Origin of the sequence: Streptomyces sp. NPDC059169 (assembly GCF_042755225.1) — a bacterium.
GTDB lineage: Bacteria > Actinomycetota > Actinomycetes > Streptomycetales > Streptomycetaceae > Streptomyces.
The window spans coordinates 76979-90394 of the sequence record NZ_JBHZCF010000001.1; the positions used below are offsets into that span (position 1 = coordinate 76979).

11 protein-coding genes and 1 pseudogene are annotated in these 13416 nt (G+C 73.6%); 3 read left to right on the forward strand and 9 right to left on the reverse strand.

What is annotated here, in order from left to right:
* Positions 1 to 49 precede the first annotated feature (49 nt).
* The 4 genes from ACFXOM_RS00305 to ACFXOM_RS00320 form a co-directional block, all read right to left on the reverse strand.
* The gene (locus tag ACFXOM_RS00305; protein WP_385036649.1) at positions 50 to 3394 is read right to left on the reverse strand and encodes an SAV_2336 N-terminal domain-related protein; all 3345 of its coding nucleotides are present in this window, start codon (positions 3392 to 3394) and stop codon (positions 50 to 52) included.
* Between the two features lie 7 nt (positions 3395 to 3401).
* Positions 3402 to 4433 carry an AAA family ATPase gene (locus ACFXOM_RS00310; protein ID WP_384931677.1) on the reverse strand — a complete coding sequence of 344 codons (1032 nt, stop codon included), beginning with the start codon at positions 4431 to 4433 and terminating at the stop codon, positions 3402 to 3404.
* 100 nt (positions 4434 to 4533) lie between these two features.
* The gene (locus ACFXOM_RS00315; protein ID WP_385036651.1) at positions 4534 to 6615 is read right to left on the reverse strand and encodes a trypsin-like peptidase domain-containing protein; all 2082 of its coding nucleotides are present in this window, start codon (positions 6613 to 6615) and stop codon (positions 4534 to 4536) included.
* Positions 6612 to 7124, reverse strand: coding sequence for a CU044_2847 family protein (locus tag ACFXOM_RS00320; RefSeq protein ID WP_384931683.1), 513 nt, complete (start codon positions 7122 to 7124; stop codon positions 6612 to 6614). Before ACFXOM_RS00320 ends, ACFXOM_RS00315 begins: the two co-directional genes overlap by 4 nt.
* Positions 7125 to 7258: 134 nt before the next feature.
* Between ACFXOM_RS00320 and ACFXOM_RS00325 the strand changes: the two genes are divergently transcribed.
* A complete protein-coding gene (locus ACFXOM_RS00325; protein ID WP_351167062.1) occupies positions 7259 to 7441 on the forward strand; it encodes a DUF6104 family protein in 183 nt (60 codons plus the stop codon).
* Positions 7442 to 7473: 32 nt separating this feature from the next.
* Here the strand turns inward: ACFXOM_RS00325 and ACFXOM_RS00330 are convergent, their stop codons facing one another.
* Positions 7474 to 8244: a hypothetical protein gene (locus ACFXOM_RS00330; RefSeq protein WP_385036653.1), complete on the reverse strand. Its 771-nt coding sequence runs from the start codon at positions 8242 to 8244 to the stop codon at positions 7474 to 7476.
* 195 nt (positions 8245 to 8439) lie between these two features.
* Between ACFXOM_RS00330 and ACFXOM_RS00335 the strand changes: the two genes are divergently transcribed.
* The gene (locus ACFXOM_RS00335; RefSeq protein ID WP_384931689.1) at positions 8440 to 9288 is read left to right on the forward strand and encodes a DUF4097 domain-containing protein; all 849 of its coding nucleotides are present in this window, start codon (positions 8440 to 8442) and stop codon (positions 9286 to 9288) included.
* A 1-nt stretch (position 9289) separates the two neighbouring features.
* Positions 9290 to 10264: a PadR family transcriptional regulator gene (locus tag ACFXOM_RS00340; RefSeq protein ID WP_384931692.1), complete on the forward strand. Its 975-nt coding sequence runs from the start codon at positions 9290 to 9292 to the stop codon at positions 10262 to 10264.
* 258 nt (positions 10265 to 10522) lie between these two features.
* Here ACFXOM_RS00340 and ACFXOM_RS00345 read toward each other — a convergent pair whose 3' ends face one another.
* The 4 genes and pseudogenes from ACFXOM_RS00345 to ACFXOM_RS00360 form a co-directional block, all read right to left on the reverse strand.
* Entirely contained in the window at positions 10523 to 11071 is a 549-nt protein-coding gene (locus tag ACFXOM_RS00345; protein WP_385036655.1) for a Clp protease N-terminal domain-containing protein, read from the reverse strand.
* Positions 11071 to 11280, reverse strand: a complete 210-nt coding sequence (locus ACFXOM_RS00350) for an HTH domain-containing protein (RefSeq protein ID WP_329413495.1) — start codon at positions 11278 to 11280, stop codon at positions 11071 to 11073. The genes ACFXOM_RS00345 and ACFXOM_RS00350 overlap by 1 nt, the downstream gene beginning before the upstream one ends.
* A 379-nt stretch (positions 11281 to 11659) precedes the next feature.
* Positions 11660 to 11819, reverse strand: a pseudogene (locus ACFXOM_RS00355) (endoglycoceramidase); the annotation flags it as partial.
* A 183-nt stretch (positions 11820 to 12002) separates the two neighbouring features.
* Positions 12003 to 12968 carry a zinc-binding dehydrogenase gene (locus ACFXOM_RS00360; protein ID WP_384931696.1) on the reverse strand — a complete coding sequence of 322 codons (966 nt, stop codon included), beginning with the start codon at positions 12966 to 12968 and terminating at the stop codon, positions 12003 to 12005.
* Positions 12969 to 13416 lie beyond the last annotated feature (448 nt).

The following is a 13416-nucleotide window of genomic DNA, read 5'->3' on the forward strand; positions in this document are numbered from 1 at the left end:
GGCCGAAGCGTTCGCTCCAGCCGCCGCGCCGGCCACTCCCGGCGCTCGTTCACCGCTCCAGCTCGGCCAGCCGCCCCGCGGTGGCTTCGCCCTCCTCGCCGCCGCCGTCCGGCAGGCGGCGCCAGTCCTGGCCGGCTGCCCGGTACGCCTCGCGTGCGGCCCTGGGCCGGCCGGCCTCCTCATAGGTCCTACCCCGCCAATGGTTGGCCCTAGCACGCAAAACGGTCGCCTCTTCGCGCTGTTGCGGACCGTCCGACTCCGCTCCGGCGGTCCTCGCGGCCTCCGCGGCCTCGCGGAACGCCTCCGCCGCCTCGTCCAACCGCGCCGGCCTGCCCAGGCTGTCGTAAGCCACCAGATGGGACTTGCCCAGCTCCAGCCAACAGCCCGCCGCGGTCAACGGATCGCGTGCCCCCCGGGCGGCGAGCCCGAAGAGGTGTTCCGCCTCCCGCAGGTCCACCCGGTCATCGGTGGCGCGGTGCCGCAACATCAGCGCACGGCCCAGCATCAGCAGCCGCTGGGCCTGGTGCGGACTGCCCGTCGCCGTCTCCGTCCTGCAGTCCCGCAGCACCCGTACGGCGGCCCCGAGACGGGCGGAACCGTCCGGGAGTTCCGCGCGCCTGAGCAGGGCGGCGCCCCACTCGGCGAGGAGATCCGCGTGCTCCTGGGAGTCGCGCGGCACTCCGCGGGCGGCGAGCGAGAACCAGTGGGCCGCCTGCACCAGCAGGTCCGGGTCCCCCGACCGCTCGTAACGGCGGACACCGACCCGGCCGGCGCGCGTCTGCAGCGAGGCGCGAAGCCGCGGCTCACCAGCCGTCTGCAGGGCCTGCTCGACCAGCGCCCCGGCCTCCTCCGCCTCCCCGGACAGCAGCAGGGCGTCCACCAGGTCCAGCAGCGTCCGCGTCTGCGTGCCCAGGGTGTGCCCCCCGCCGGCGGCGAACGCCGTCCGCAGCGAGCGGGCCGCCTGCCCGGCGTACACCCGCGACTGGTCGGGGTCGGTGGTCGCCCCGGAGAGCCGCAGCAGGGTCCTGCCGTGCGCGAGCGGCAGGCTGACGGGCCGGTTCTGCCGGTCGGGCCAGACGTCCGCGAACGCTTCCAGCATGCCGACCGCTCCCTGCAGCAGGGCGCTGTCCCCGCCGAGGCACCACTGGGCCTCCAGGGCGCGCACCCGTTCCAGGGTCAGCCGCAGCGCCTCCTCCGGGTCGAGGCCGGGCGCCGCACAGGCCGCCGTGTACTCACGGTCGGCGCGCCGCAGCAGCTCCAGGGCGCCGCGCCGGTCGCCCCGGCGCCGCAGGTCCTCGGCCGCGGCATGCAGCACCTTGGCCAGCACGGCGCGTTCTCGTACCGCACCCGGATGCGCACAGGCCCGTTCGGCGGCCCGCTCGGCCTCCTGCAGCAGCTCCCCGCCGCCCTGCACCTCCCACAACCGCAGCAGGCAGCGGGCGAACTCGGCCCACAGCTCCGGGTCGGAGCCGGCCCGCTGCTCCCGCTCGGTGGCGCCGCGCAGCAGCTGCACAGCATCCATCAGGTACTGCACCATGCGGTCGGAATCGAACTGCCTGAGCAGTGAGCGGGCGTGCTCCACCGCCGCGTCCCGCCGCCTGCCGGCCGCGGGCGGCCCGACCGGTCCGTACGGGACGAACTGCTCGGGCAGCGGCATGAAGCGTTCCAGGACACGCGCCGCGACTTCGGCGAAGGGGTGCGGGACGCGCTGCGTTCGGCCGTCGCCCGGCTCCGTTCCGTCCACGGCGGCGTCGACCGGGTGGGCGCTCCGGTGGGGGCCGTGCCTGCCGTCGTCGAGTTGGGCGAGGGCGAGGGCGGGGAAGTTCGGACCGCCCCTGCCGAAGCGCTGCTCGATGTACTCCGAACAGTGCTTGAGCACGAGCAGGGCCTCGTCCCGGGCCAGCGGACCGAGCAGTGCCTCCTGGACACCCGGGGCGAACTCGTACCACAGGCCGTCGTCCCGGCCGTCCCCCTTGGCTCGGGACAGCAGCCCGCTGAGCAGTACTTCGGCGAGTTCGGAGGGGCCCGAGTCGGGCAGCATCGTGCGCTGGACCAACTGCATGACCGGAAGGTACAGCGGGGCCGCCGCCAGGTAGACCGCCAGCTGTCCCGCGGCCGGAGAGGCCGCCGACCTGAAGCCGCTGACCAGTTGGAGGGAGGACGGCCGGCGGCCGGGCCGGGCGGTGGGTGCCGCGGGGTGGTCGGCGCGCACCCAGCCGACGGTCCCGGACACCCGGCCCGCGCCGGCGCCCGACAGCAACGTGGCCCAGGCTCCGAGTGCGCCGGCGACCGGCGGGAGGACGGGCACCGGGAGCTCTCCCACGACCGGTCGCCGTGCGGCGGTCGTCCCTCCGGTGACCTTCAGCAGGGCCGCTCCGGCGGGGCCTTCGCCACGGGACAGCGCCCCGTGGGTGACGGGCATCCGGGTGCGGTTCCACATCCGCTGCGGCAGCGGCTGGACGACGGCGGCAGGAGCCTGGCGGGCCAGCCGGTGAAGCAGGCGGTGGGCGTGCCCGCTGCGCCACAGCGGCCCCGCACAGTCGCTGAGCACGACGGTGACGTGGCGTCCCGTGGGATCGCTGAGCCGGTCCACGGAGTGCAGCGGGGCGGCGGTCGGGTCGAGGCTGCGGCTGACGGCGGGCAGGCCGTCCGGCCCCTGGTGCAGATAGCGCACCTGGACGTCCCTGAAGGCCCCCAACTGTCCGAAGACGTATTGCAGCTCTCCGAACAGCCGGTGCCACACCCGCATCGAGGAAGAGGCGTCCATGACGAACTGGAGTAATGCGTCGGCGCGTTCGACTGCGCGGAACACCGGGATGATCAGCCCACCTGCCCGGGCGCTCTCCTCCGCGGTCGCCGCCTCGTCCAGGCAGCTGCGCAGCGGCGGCGCGGGAGGCCGGTAACGCTGCAACGGCCTCAGGGCGCGCTGTAGTTCGAGTGGAGCGGGGAGAGCGGGGGCGGCCGGCACTCCCACCGGGAGGACCGCCGCCCCCGCGCGCACCGCGTCCTCGCCGTGGGCCGCCGCGCCCCGCGGTACGGGATAGAGGGCGATGCGACGGTCACCGCCCGTGACGTCCGGGCGGGGCGTGGGTCCGGTGTCGGCGGTGTCCTGCGCGGACGGCAGGGGGCGGCGTCCTCCGATGGGCGGACGGTCCGTTTCCCCTCGGTCGTCCGTGCTCGGCACCGCCGACACCGGACCCCGTTCCGGCGGTGGCTCCGCGCCGCGGGTCCACTGGGCAAGCCAGAGCACGTCGCAGAGCTGTTCGGCATCGGGGTCGAGCCCCGCGGCGCGCAGCCGCGCGACGAGAGCGGGCAGCAGTTCCCGTTCGTGCCGGCCCGGCCGGTCGCCGCCCGGCGGACCGGCCGGCCCGTGCCGTGCGCCTGCCCCGGGCATCAGCGCATCACCTCGGCCGGTCGAGTCGCTGGATGAGCAGGTCGGCCAGGCGGTCGCGGCCCGCGGGTGCGGCCGCGTCGGTGAGGTAGATGGCGTTCAGCAGCTGGTCGGTGGCCAGCAGTTCGCTGCGGGACCGCTCGAGGAAGTGGGCGATGAGGTCCTCTCCCGACCGTGCCGCCTCGTCGCCGAGGTGGGCGCGCACGAACGTGGCGAGCCTCTGGTGGTCCGGACGTCCGAGCTCCAGGTGGATGCAGCGGCGCATCAGCGGGGCCGGGAAGTCGCGCTCGCCGTTGCTCGTGAGGACCACGAACGGGAAGGCCCTGCACTGCACCCGCCCGGCCGTCACGGTCGCCCTGGTTCCGTCGTCGGTGAGGACCTGGGCCCGGCCGTCCGGCAGCCGGTCGGCGATGCGCTCCAGCTCCGGAATGCCGAACTCGCCTTCCTCCAGCACGTTGAGCAGGTCGTTCGGCAGGTCGATGTCGCTCTTGTCGAGCTCGTCGATGAGCAGGACGCGGGGCCGGTCCGACGGCAGCAGCGCGGTGCCCAGCGGGCCCAACCTGAGGTAGCTGCCGATGTCCTCGGCCGCCGTCGCTCCTGCCGCGGCGCTGTGCGCGGCGATCTGGACGTCCTGCAGCCGGGCGATCGCGTCGTAGTGGTAGAGGCCGTCCTGGAGGGTGGAGCGGCTGACGATCGGCCACCGCAGCACCCTTCCGAGGCCCAGCTCGTGGGCGACCGAGTGGGCCAGGGTGCTCTTGCCCGCACCGGGGCTTCCGGTGACGAGCAGGGGACGTCGCAGATAGAGCGCGGCGTTGATCATTTCCAGTTCTTCGGCGCCCGGACGGTGGAGTTCGGCAACGTACCGGTGGGCACCGAGCCTGCGGTCGGCCGAGCCGTCCGTGCGGGTACCCGGCGCACCGTCGCCGGCGGCTTGGTGCCGGCTCGCGAAGTCCCGCCAGGGCGGCGGGGGCGGCAGGTGCTCTATGCCCTCGTGCGGTTCGCCGGCCCCTCGGTAGATGAGCCACTCGCTGGGTTCGCTCATAGCGTGTTCCTCGTCGTCACTCGTCCGCAGGAGGCCGCCGAACGTGCCTTACGGTATCGATCCGTCGTACCCCCCGTAAGGGGATGACCGGCCCGGCGGGTCACGGTGCCTCCAGCAACTGGCCGGCGCCGGGCAGGGGGTGGTGCGGGTCGTCCCAGAGCAGGGCGACGCCGTCCGACCAGAACGTCTCCGCACGGCCCGCCCGCACGCCCCGTCTCAGGGCGAGGACCGTGTGCGGCAGGCGGCCGACCGTCCCCGCCTCGACGACGGTGTCGGCCGTCCGCCGGTGGAACTCCGTGCAGACACCGTCGGACCTTCCGTCGGCGCGCCGCCACAGCGCCACCCCGAAGCCGCCGTCGAGTACGCGCACGAGCCCCGCGGCGGAGTCCGGGTCGGGTCTGGTGCCGTAGCGGCAGAGGACCGGGACCGTTTCATGCGCCAGGGCACGCAGTTCCACCACCTCCGGGACGGGTACCCGCAATCCGCCCTCGCAGTCGACGACCGCGGCGCGCATCAGTGCGCTCGCCGTGCGGTTCCACCGGGCGAGCCGTTCCGTCGCCTCGTCCTCCGTCAGGGGCGGTTCGAGGTCGGAGCAGCGCACGACGACGGGGCGCACGACGCCGAGCGGGGGCCCGTCCGGTGGCACCTGCCAGCCGTCGACGTCCAGCCCGAGCAGCGTCCGGGCCACCGCGACCTGGAGGACGGCGGGGTCGTCCGGTTCGTCGCAGCGGCGGAAGGCCTCGCCGAGGGGCGCCGCGATTCTGGCCGGGAGGGCGTCGAGGGCAGTGCCACGGCTGTCCTCGGCGACGGGCAGGACGTCCCCGGCGTGGCGGGAGACCCCGACCCGCCAGTCGTAGCGGTCCCGTTCCCAACCGCGCTCCTCCAGTTCCAGCAGGACGAAGGGGCGCTCCCGGTGCCGGGCGGGTGCGGGAGACGGGGGTGGCACCCGGTGGTGCTCGCGGTCCGCGCGGTGGGTGCGCCACTGCAGGGCGATCTCATTGCGGAAGTCCCTGGACAGCCGGTCGTCGGCGAGCCGCTTCGCCCAGTCCCAGAGGGACTTCTCCGCCGTCACGGCGGACGGGGCTGCGTACGGGCGCTCGGCCGCGATGACGCTCATGCAGTACCGCAGGACGAGCTCCAGCGCACCGTTCCCGCCCCGCGCCTCGTACAGCGTGCCGAGGCCGTCGCGCCAACCGCGCGGCGCGGGACGGTGGTCACGCGGATGGATGCCGGGGAGCCGCTCCAGGAGGTCGAGCAGGCTGTGGGTGCTCACCGGGGGAGGGAAGTCGGCGAGCTTGCCGAGCAGGTCGACGCGCTGCTGGGGGGTGAGGACACGCCCTGCGGCCCCGGCGTGCAGATCGCTCTGGACGTCCGCCCACGTGCTGTCGGTGCCGACGGGGCTGGTGTGCCGATCGGCGTGGTAACGGTCGTGGGCGTGGAAGACGGCGTGGTAGACGTCATCGGTCTCGGAGGTGAGCGCGGCCGTGGGCACCGGCATCGAGCGGAGCCGTTCGATGCCGACGGAGGTCCCGCCCCGGGCGCCGTCGAGGCGCGTCTTGATCACACCGACGACCTCGCCGCGTGCCAGGTCCACCGCGGGGGCGCCGGAGACACCCGGCACGAGCCAGTCGCCGTCGAGCCGGACCTGTTCGTCGGCGTCGGCCCACCCGCCGAAGGTGCCCATGACCTCACAGCGTCCGCTGAGCCGTTTCGGCCGCCCGTCCACGACCGTCCACCCCGAGTAGAGGACCGATCCGCCCTCCAGCAGGGCCGTCGGGCGCTCCGTGACGTAGACGCAGGCGTGCTCCGCCGGCCGCAACAGTCGGATGAGCGCCAGGTCGGGGGCGGGCCAACCACCGGTTGGCGCACCGCCGCGGGCGCAGTTGTCGGGGAGGGCCGCCACGACCGTGCCGGCCACGGAGGTCTCGCCGCTGCCCGGTCCCGTCTCGAAGACCACGGTCACCTCGCGCCCCTCCCCCTGCATCGCGACGTGCGCACACGTGAGGACCCAGCTCGGGGCGATGAAGAAGCCGCTGCCCAGGAAGGGGCCGCCCGGTCCGTCAGGGGCATACCCCTGCCCGGTCGCGTGGATTCGCACGGTGGCGGCCATGACGAGGTTCAGCAGCGCACGGCGGGTGTGGTCGGGGACGCCCCCTGCGCCCCTCGTCGCCCCCGTGGTCATGACCCGTGGCCGTCCGGTCGCGCGGCCGCGTCCGGGTGCGTCGCTGCGCCGGCGGACGCGCCGGGCGGCGGTGCGGTCGGCGCGGGGGGTGCGGCGACCTGGGCGGGCAGGGGCGGCGCCGGCGGTTGCGGCGGGGGGTCGGCCGGTGGCGCCCCGTTCCAGGTGAGCGTGACCTTGATGGCGCCCTTGGCCTCGCCGTCGGCGAGGAGCCCCACGACCTTGCCCGCCTTGGCCGTGAGCTCGATGCCGAACTCGACGCTCACCTCGTCGGGGCGTACCGCCCGCAGCGGCGCGGCGAGCGAGCGGGCGACCCCGGTCACGACGCCTTGCAGGCTCTCCACCCTGGCCTGCACCTGTTCGGCGAAGCCGATGTCGCTGTAGGAGAGACCGCTGGGCGCCACCGGGCGCTCGAGCTCCTCCGCGCCGGAGATCCGCGCCCAGATCGGCGTCCCATCCGGCAGGACGATGCGCGTGATCCGGGTCCCGTCGGCGGCCCCACCGTCGTCCATGACATCCCCCGTTCCCCCAACTCCCCGCAGATTAGCCCCCGTACGGGCCGGATGCGAGGCACACGCAGCAGTGGGCCGGGCGGTGCGCCCGGCTTCCGGTGGGCGTGGCCGGCAGGCCCATTAGGCTGGTGGCCATGTACTTCACCGACCGTGGCATCGAGGAACTGGAGAAGCGGCGCGGCGAGGAGGAGGTCACCTTCGAGTGGCTCGCCGAACAGCTGCGCACGTTCGTCGATCTCAACCCCGACTTCGAGGTCCCGGTCGAGCGGCTGGCCACCTGGCTTGCTCGGCTCGACGACGAGGACGAGGACGCGTAGGGGCGAGGAGGACCGACACGCCGAGGCCCCCTTCACGAGCGTGCCCGAGCCATCCCCAGGACGCCGTGGACGAGCAGGACCACACCGGCGGCGGTCCAGCCGGCGCTGCGGCGCGCCAGTCCCCAGACCGTCATCGGCAGGCCGGCCGCGATCTGCGCGACGGCCGGGGCGCGCGGCCCGGGAGCCTGCCGCAGGGCGTGGGCCTCGGCTCGTACCGCATCCCGCAGGCCGGGTCCCGCGAAGAGCTCCGCGCCCGTGAGGTGCCGGACGGCGCTGCCGAGCCGTTCCGTCGGTTCGCCCGGGGTGAGCCTCGCCGGCAGGGCGAGGCCGGTGCGCGCCAGGACGGCGATGACGGCCTTCAGCCGGGCGTGGGCGTCGGCGTCGGAGGCGGGACGGGTGAGCCGTTCCAGGTCCTGCACGTCCAGGACGGGATCGAGGTCGAGCCGGGACGCGAACGTGCTCATCGCCTCGTCTTCTCCCGCGGGGGTGCCGTCCGCGAGCCAGACGTAGTCGACCGTGCGACGGAATCCCGATGCCAGTGAGTACCCCGCCCGGTCGGCGTCCCACCACAGCGCCAGGACGGGCCAGTTCGCCCCCACGGCGAGTGCGGCGGCCCAACCGGCGGCCATCCGGTCGACCGGCTCCCCGGCACCCGTCCGGGTCCTGGCCTCCGGGACGAGCACGGTCCAGCCGTCGCCGGCCGGGGCGAGGTGGAGGGGTTCGCGCAGCAGGGGTGCCGAGAGCCGTACGTCGGCCGGCGCGGCTCGACAGAGCAGCAGGACGCCCGCGGATGTCGCGTTCATGCGCCACACGCTAGGACACTTCCCCCCTTTCGTCCCGGTTTTCCATCGACCGGCGGGCGGATCCGCCGGACAGCGCGGCGGGCGCGCGCCCCCTTGGCCCACCGGTAGGCCCCTTGACTTCCGCAGGCCGCGATATATCGTGTTACCCAGAAGACGCGATATGTTGCGTCCAGGCAGGCCCAGGGAGGTCAGCACATGTCCGCATCCACTTGGACGGTCACCGAGCCGCAGAAGCTCACCTTCGACGAGCCCTTGGCGTCACTGAAAGTGCGCATCGTCAACGGAACCGTGAACGTGGTCGCCACCGACGGGAGTTCCGCCGCCCACCTGGAGGTCTCCGAGCTCGACGGACCACCGCTGATCGTGACCCGCGAAGGCTCGGCGCTCACGGTCGCGTACGAGGACCTTCCCTGGAAGGGCTTCCTCAAGCTGCTCGACCGCAAGGGCTGGCAACGCAAGGCCGTCGTGTCCCTCGCGGTCCCGGCCGATGCGTCGGTGGAGGTCGGCGTCATCGGCGCGGGCGCCGTCCTCTCCGGGATCCGGGGGCGCACCGACGTGCGCGGCGTCAGCGGGGACACCACCCTCGTCGGCCTGTCGGGCGCGGTCCACGCAGAGACGGTCTCCGGCAGCCTGGAAGCCCAGTCGGTCACGGGCGAACTGCGCTTCACCTCGGTCTCCGGCGATCTGACCGTGATCGAGGGCGCAGGCCCGTCCGTACGGGCAGAGTCCGTCAGCGGCGACATGGTGATCGACCTCGACGGGAAGCCCACGGACGTACGCGCCACCAGCGTCTCCGGAGAGATCGCCATCAGACTTCCGCACCCCGCTGACGCGCGCGTCGAGGCGAACACGACGACCGGTTCCCTGTCGAACGCCTTCGAGGACCTCCGGGTGAGCGGGATGTGGGGGTCGAAGAAGATCACCGGGACGCTCGGCACGGGACGGGGCAGCCTCAAGGCCACCACCGTCTCCGGGTCCGTAGCGCTCCTGCGGCGTCCGCCCACACAGGACGGACGGTCCGACGAGACCGGAAAGGCCCTGTGACATGCCGCCCGTCTTCGCTCACGGCCGCCTACGCCTGTACCTGCTGAAACTGCTCGACGAGGCACCCCGACACGGCTACGAGGTGATCAGACTGCTGGAGGAGCGCTTCCAGGGGCTGTACGCCCCCTCAGCCGGCACCGTGTACCCGCGACTCGCCAAGCTGGAGGCCGAGGGGCTCGTCACCCACACCACGGAGGGCGGCCGCAAGGTGTACTCGATCACCGACGCCGGGCGGCGGGAATTGGCCGACCGCAGCGGTGAACTCGCCGACCTCGAACTGGAGATCCGCGAGTCCGTGTCCGAACTGGCGGCGGAGATAAGGGACGACGTGCGCGGCGCGGCGGGCAAGCTGCGCAGCGAGATGCGGGCAGCCGCGACGGAGAGCCGCCGCGGTCCTGATCTCGGCGAGCCGCCGTTCGGCGACAAGGAGGCCTGGCACGCGGCGAAGGAGGAACTCCGCCGGGCCCGCCAGGAGTGGAAGGAACAGACCCGCAGGGCGAAGGACGAGTCCCGTCGGGCCCGCGAGGAGGCACGGGCCGCGCGGCGCCAGGCCAAGGAGGCCCAGGAGCACGCCCGCGAGGAGGTCCAGCGGATCGCCCGCCAGGTGCAGCACCAGGTGCAGGACCATTTCACTCGCGGGGACTGGCCGACGGGCGTACGGGAAGGTCTTGCCGAACTCACCGCACAGCTCGGGGGCATGCACCGGAACACGGCATGGCCGCCGTACGTGAAGCCCGAACCGGCCGGAGCGGACCCCGACCCGACCCAGGACGCGGCGGCCCCCGACTGGGCCAAGGAGCCTGCTGACAGCGGTGACCCCGCCCGTGACCTGGAACGCCTGCTCGATCGGTTCCGGGACGACGTGCGCGATGCGGCGCGGGACCACGGCGTGACGCAGGGGCAGTTGACCGAGGCCCGCCGCCACCTCTCCTCCGCGGCGACCCACATCACGGCGCTCCTCCGCGGTGGGGACTGACGGGGCGCCCCTGCCCGCGGGCGGCGCGCGCCGCCCGCACCACCGGTCCGCACCGCCGCGGTCCGTAGCGACGTGACCCTGGTGTGGTCCTGGCACGTTAGGACCACACCGGGGCCGTCCCCTCGGCGCGCCTGCGACGTCCGCGGCGCCGCCGGCGGGCGGTACGGGGCGGACCGGGTCACCGCCGGGATTCCGTGCGGTCCCCGTGGGGGTGGGGCGAGGCACGCCGCTCCCGGCCCAGCGGAGCCTCCTCCCTCCTCAGGCCGCGGGGAACATCGCCCGTTCCAGCGCCGTGAAACTCGCCCCGTGGTCCGCCAGGACCTCCGCCACGACCCCCGGCCGGGCCGCCAGCGCCAGCAGGATGTGCTCGTCGCCGATGGCGCGGTCCCGCCGGCCCACCGCGATGCGCAAGGACTTCTCCAACGCGCTCTTGGCCTCAGGGGTGAACGAACGGCGACCCGCCCACCAACCCTTGCCCTTCTGGTCTCCCGCCAACACCCCTGCACCGTGCGCCTGTTCGACTCGACTGACGACCTCCGTCACATCGATGCCGAGGCCCGCGAGCGCCTCCGCGTCAGCCTTCGACAGCCCGCCCCGCCGCCTCGCCTCCGCCAGCTCCGACTCCACGGAGTCCCGGAGGTCCGCGATCCCCAGCGAGCGGAACGCGAAGGACGCCTTGGTGTCCTCCTGGTCGAACAGCGCCAACAGGAGGTGTTCTTCCGCGACCGCATCCGCACCCGCCCGCTCCGCATGGGCGACCGCCCCGGTCACGACGGCGCGAGCGCCTCGGGTGAACCGTTCGAACATCACTGCCTCCCGTACTTCTTGTGCACGGCCTGCCTGGTGACACCCAACTCAGCCGCGATCTCCTGCCACGACCAGCCCTGATTGCGGGCGCTTCTGACCTGGACGGCTTCGAGCTGCTCCAGGAGCCTGCGCAGCGCGGCGACGGCCCTCAGCCCGACCCGCGGGTCGCGATCGCCCGCCCGCTCGGCGAGATCGGTTGCTTCGGTCATGGCTGTCAACCTACATTGACAACCCTTCGACCGTCAACCTTGGTTGACGAAGGTCTTCGCCCTGACACCCGGCCGGGCATGGACCCGCACGCGCCCGTGCCGCGCAGCGGTCACCGTGCGCACATCCATCCATGCGTGCCCCGACACCGTGATCCGCCACCCCGTCGCCGACGGCGGGCAGCTCGGTGACCGACCCCGGGCGCCGCAGGACAGCCGGTAGTAGACGCCGCCCGCCCGCTCTCACTTTCGTTGCACACCGTGCCCCCACCACGGGCGCGCACGGGGCAGCGGTCTGCTCCTTGTTCGCGCGGGATCGGCCCACTCTCGTGCGGGAGCGGCCCACTCCTGCGGAAGCGGCCCCCGTCCACGGGCGTGCAGGGTCCCGGACGTGGCGCTCGGTGACGGCGGACAGCACCCGTTCGCCACGGCGACGCTTGTCCTCGACGTTCCACCCCCGCAAGGGTGACCACGCGCCCCTGGTCGTCGGTCAGCCGCGGCACCCCCGATGGTCGGCCTTCCGTACGGGCCTGACCCGCCACCCCCCTGGCGGGACCCCGCTCCCGGAGGGCGTCGTCCGTGCGGGCCGCGGGTGCCCGGCGAGGACGGCGGAGCAGGCGGAGTAGGCGGGGACGGCGGAGCAGGCGGTGGACGGACGGCACGGCAACCTCCGGCACCGCCCGATCGGCAGTGCCGGAGATCCCGTCATCTCATCTGGCGAACCATCAAGAAGCGGTCAGGACAATCTTCCCGAACAGCTCGCCGGAGGCCAGCTTCTCGAAGCCCTCGCGCGCCCGGTCCAACGGGAGCACCTCATCGATCACCGGACGGACCCCGGTGGCCGCGCAGAAGGCCAGTAGATCCTCCAGCTCGTCCTTCGTGCCCATCGTCGAGCCGACGATCTTCAGCTCGAGGAAGAAGATCCGGGTGAGTTCGGCGTGCGAGGGCCGGTCGCCACTGGTGGCACCGGAGATCACCAGGGTGCCGCCGGGACGCAGGGACTTCACCGAGTGGGACCAGGTGGCGGCGCCGACCGTCTCCATGACGGCGTCCACGCGCTGCGGCAACCGGCCCCCGGGTTCGAACGCGTCCACCGCGCCGAGCTCCACCGCGCGCTTGCGCTTGGCCTCGTCCCGGCTGGTGGCGTACACGCGCAGTCCTGCGGCCTTGCCGAGCACGATGGCCGCGGTCGCGACGCCACCTCCGGCGCCCTGGACGAGAACCGCATCACCGGGCCGCACCCCGGCGTTGGTGAACAACATCCGGTAGGCCGTCAACCACGCCGTCGGCAGGCACGCGGCCTCTTCGAAGGAGAGACCCTTCGGCTTGGGCAGGACGTTCCAGGTCGGCACGGCGACCTGCTCGGCGAACGTCCCCTGGTAACGCTCAGTGAGGATGGAGCGGGGCTCGTCAGGCCCGACGCCGTGGCCCGTTTGGCCGATGACGGAGTGGAGCACCACCTCGTTCCCGTCCGCGTCGACGCCCGCGGCGTCACAGCCGAGGATCATCGGGAGCTTGTCCCCGGACAGCCCCACCCCGCGGAGCGACCACAGGTCGTGGTGGTTGAGGGAAGCAGCCTTGACGGTGATGGCGGTCCAACCGGGACGCACCTCGGGGGCCGGGCGTTCACCCAGTTCGAGGCCGCTCAGCGGCTGGTCCCGATCGATTCGGGCGGCGTAGGCAGCGAACATGACCTTGACGATAGGGCGGGCCGCTGCGCGGCGGAACCGCACACCGGTGTGACACGCAACCACTTTTGGCGAGTGCCGCTCGGTACCGTCTCGTCCGACCGGGCGACCCCGCTCCGACGGGCGGTGGCACCGGCACGCCGTGCCCGGCGACCTGCTGCCCCGGGCCATGGGCACCGTCCGGCGGGACGCCGCGGGTCGTCCCGGGAAGCACGGAGACGGGTCGGCGGCACCGATGGGCCGCCCGCGGTCCCCGACCCCCCGGCTCACGCACCCGTCGACGTCCGTCGGCCGCGCCACCGTCCTGCCCGGGCGACCGCGCGCCGGGAACGCGAACGGGCCGCGTCGCACGGCTTGAGGGGGGGGGGGCCCCTCCCAGGTGAAGCCTATGAGAGGAACTCAGGTGACCCCCGGGTCCCCACCTCCCCCACAAGAGAAAATACGGCAACAG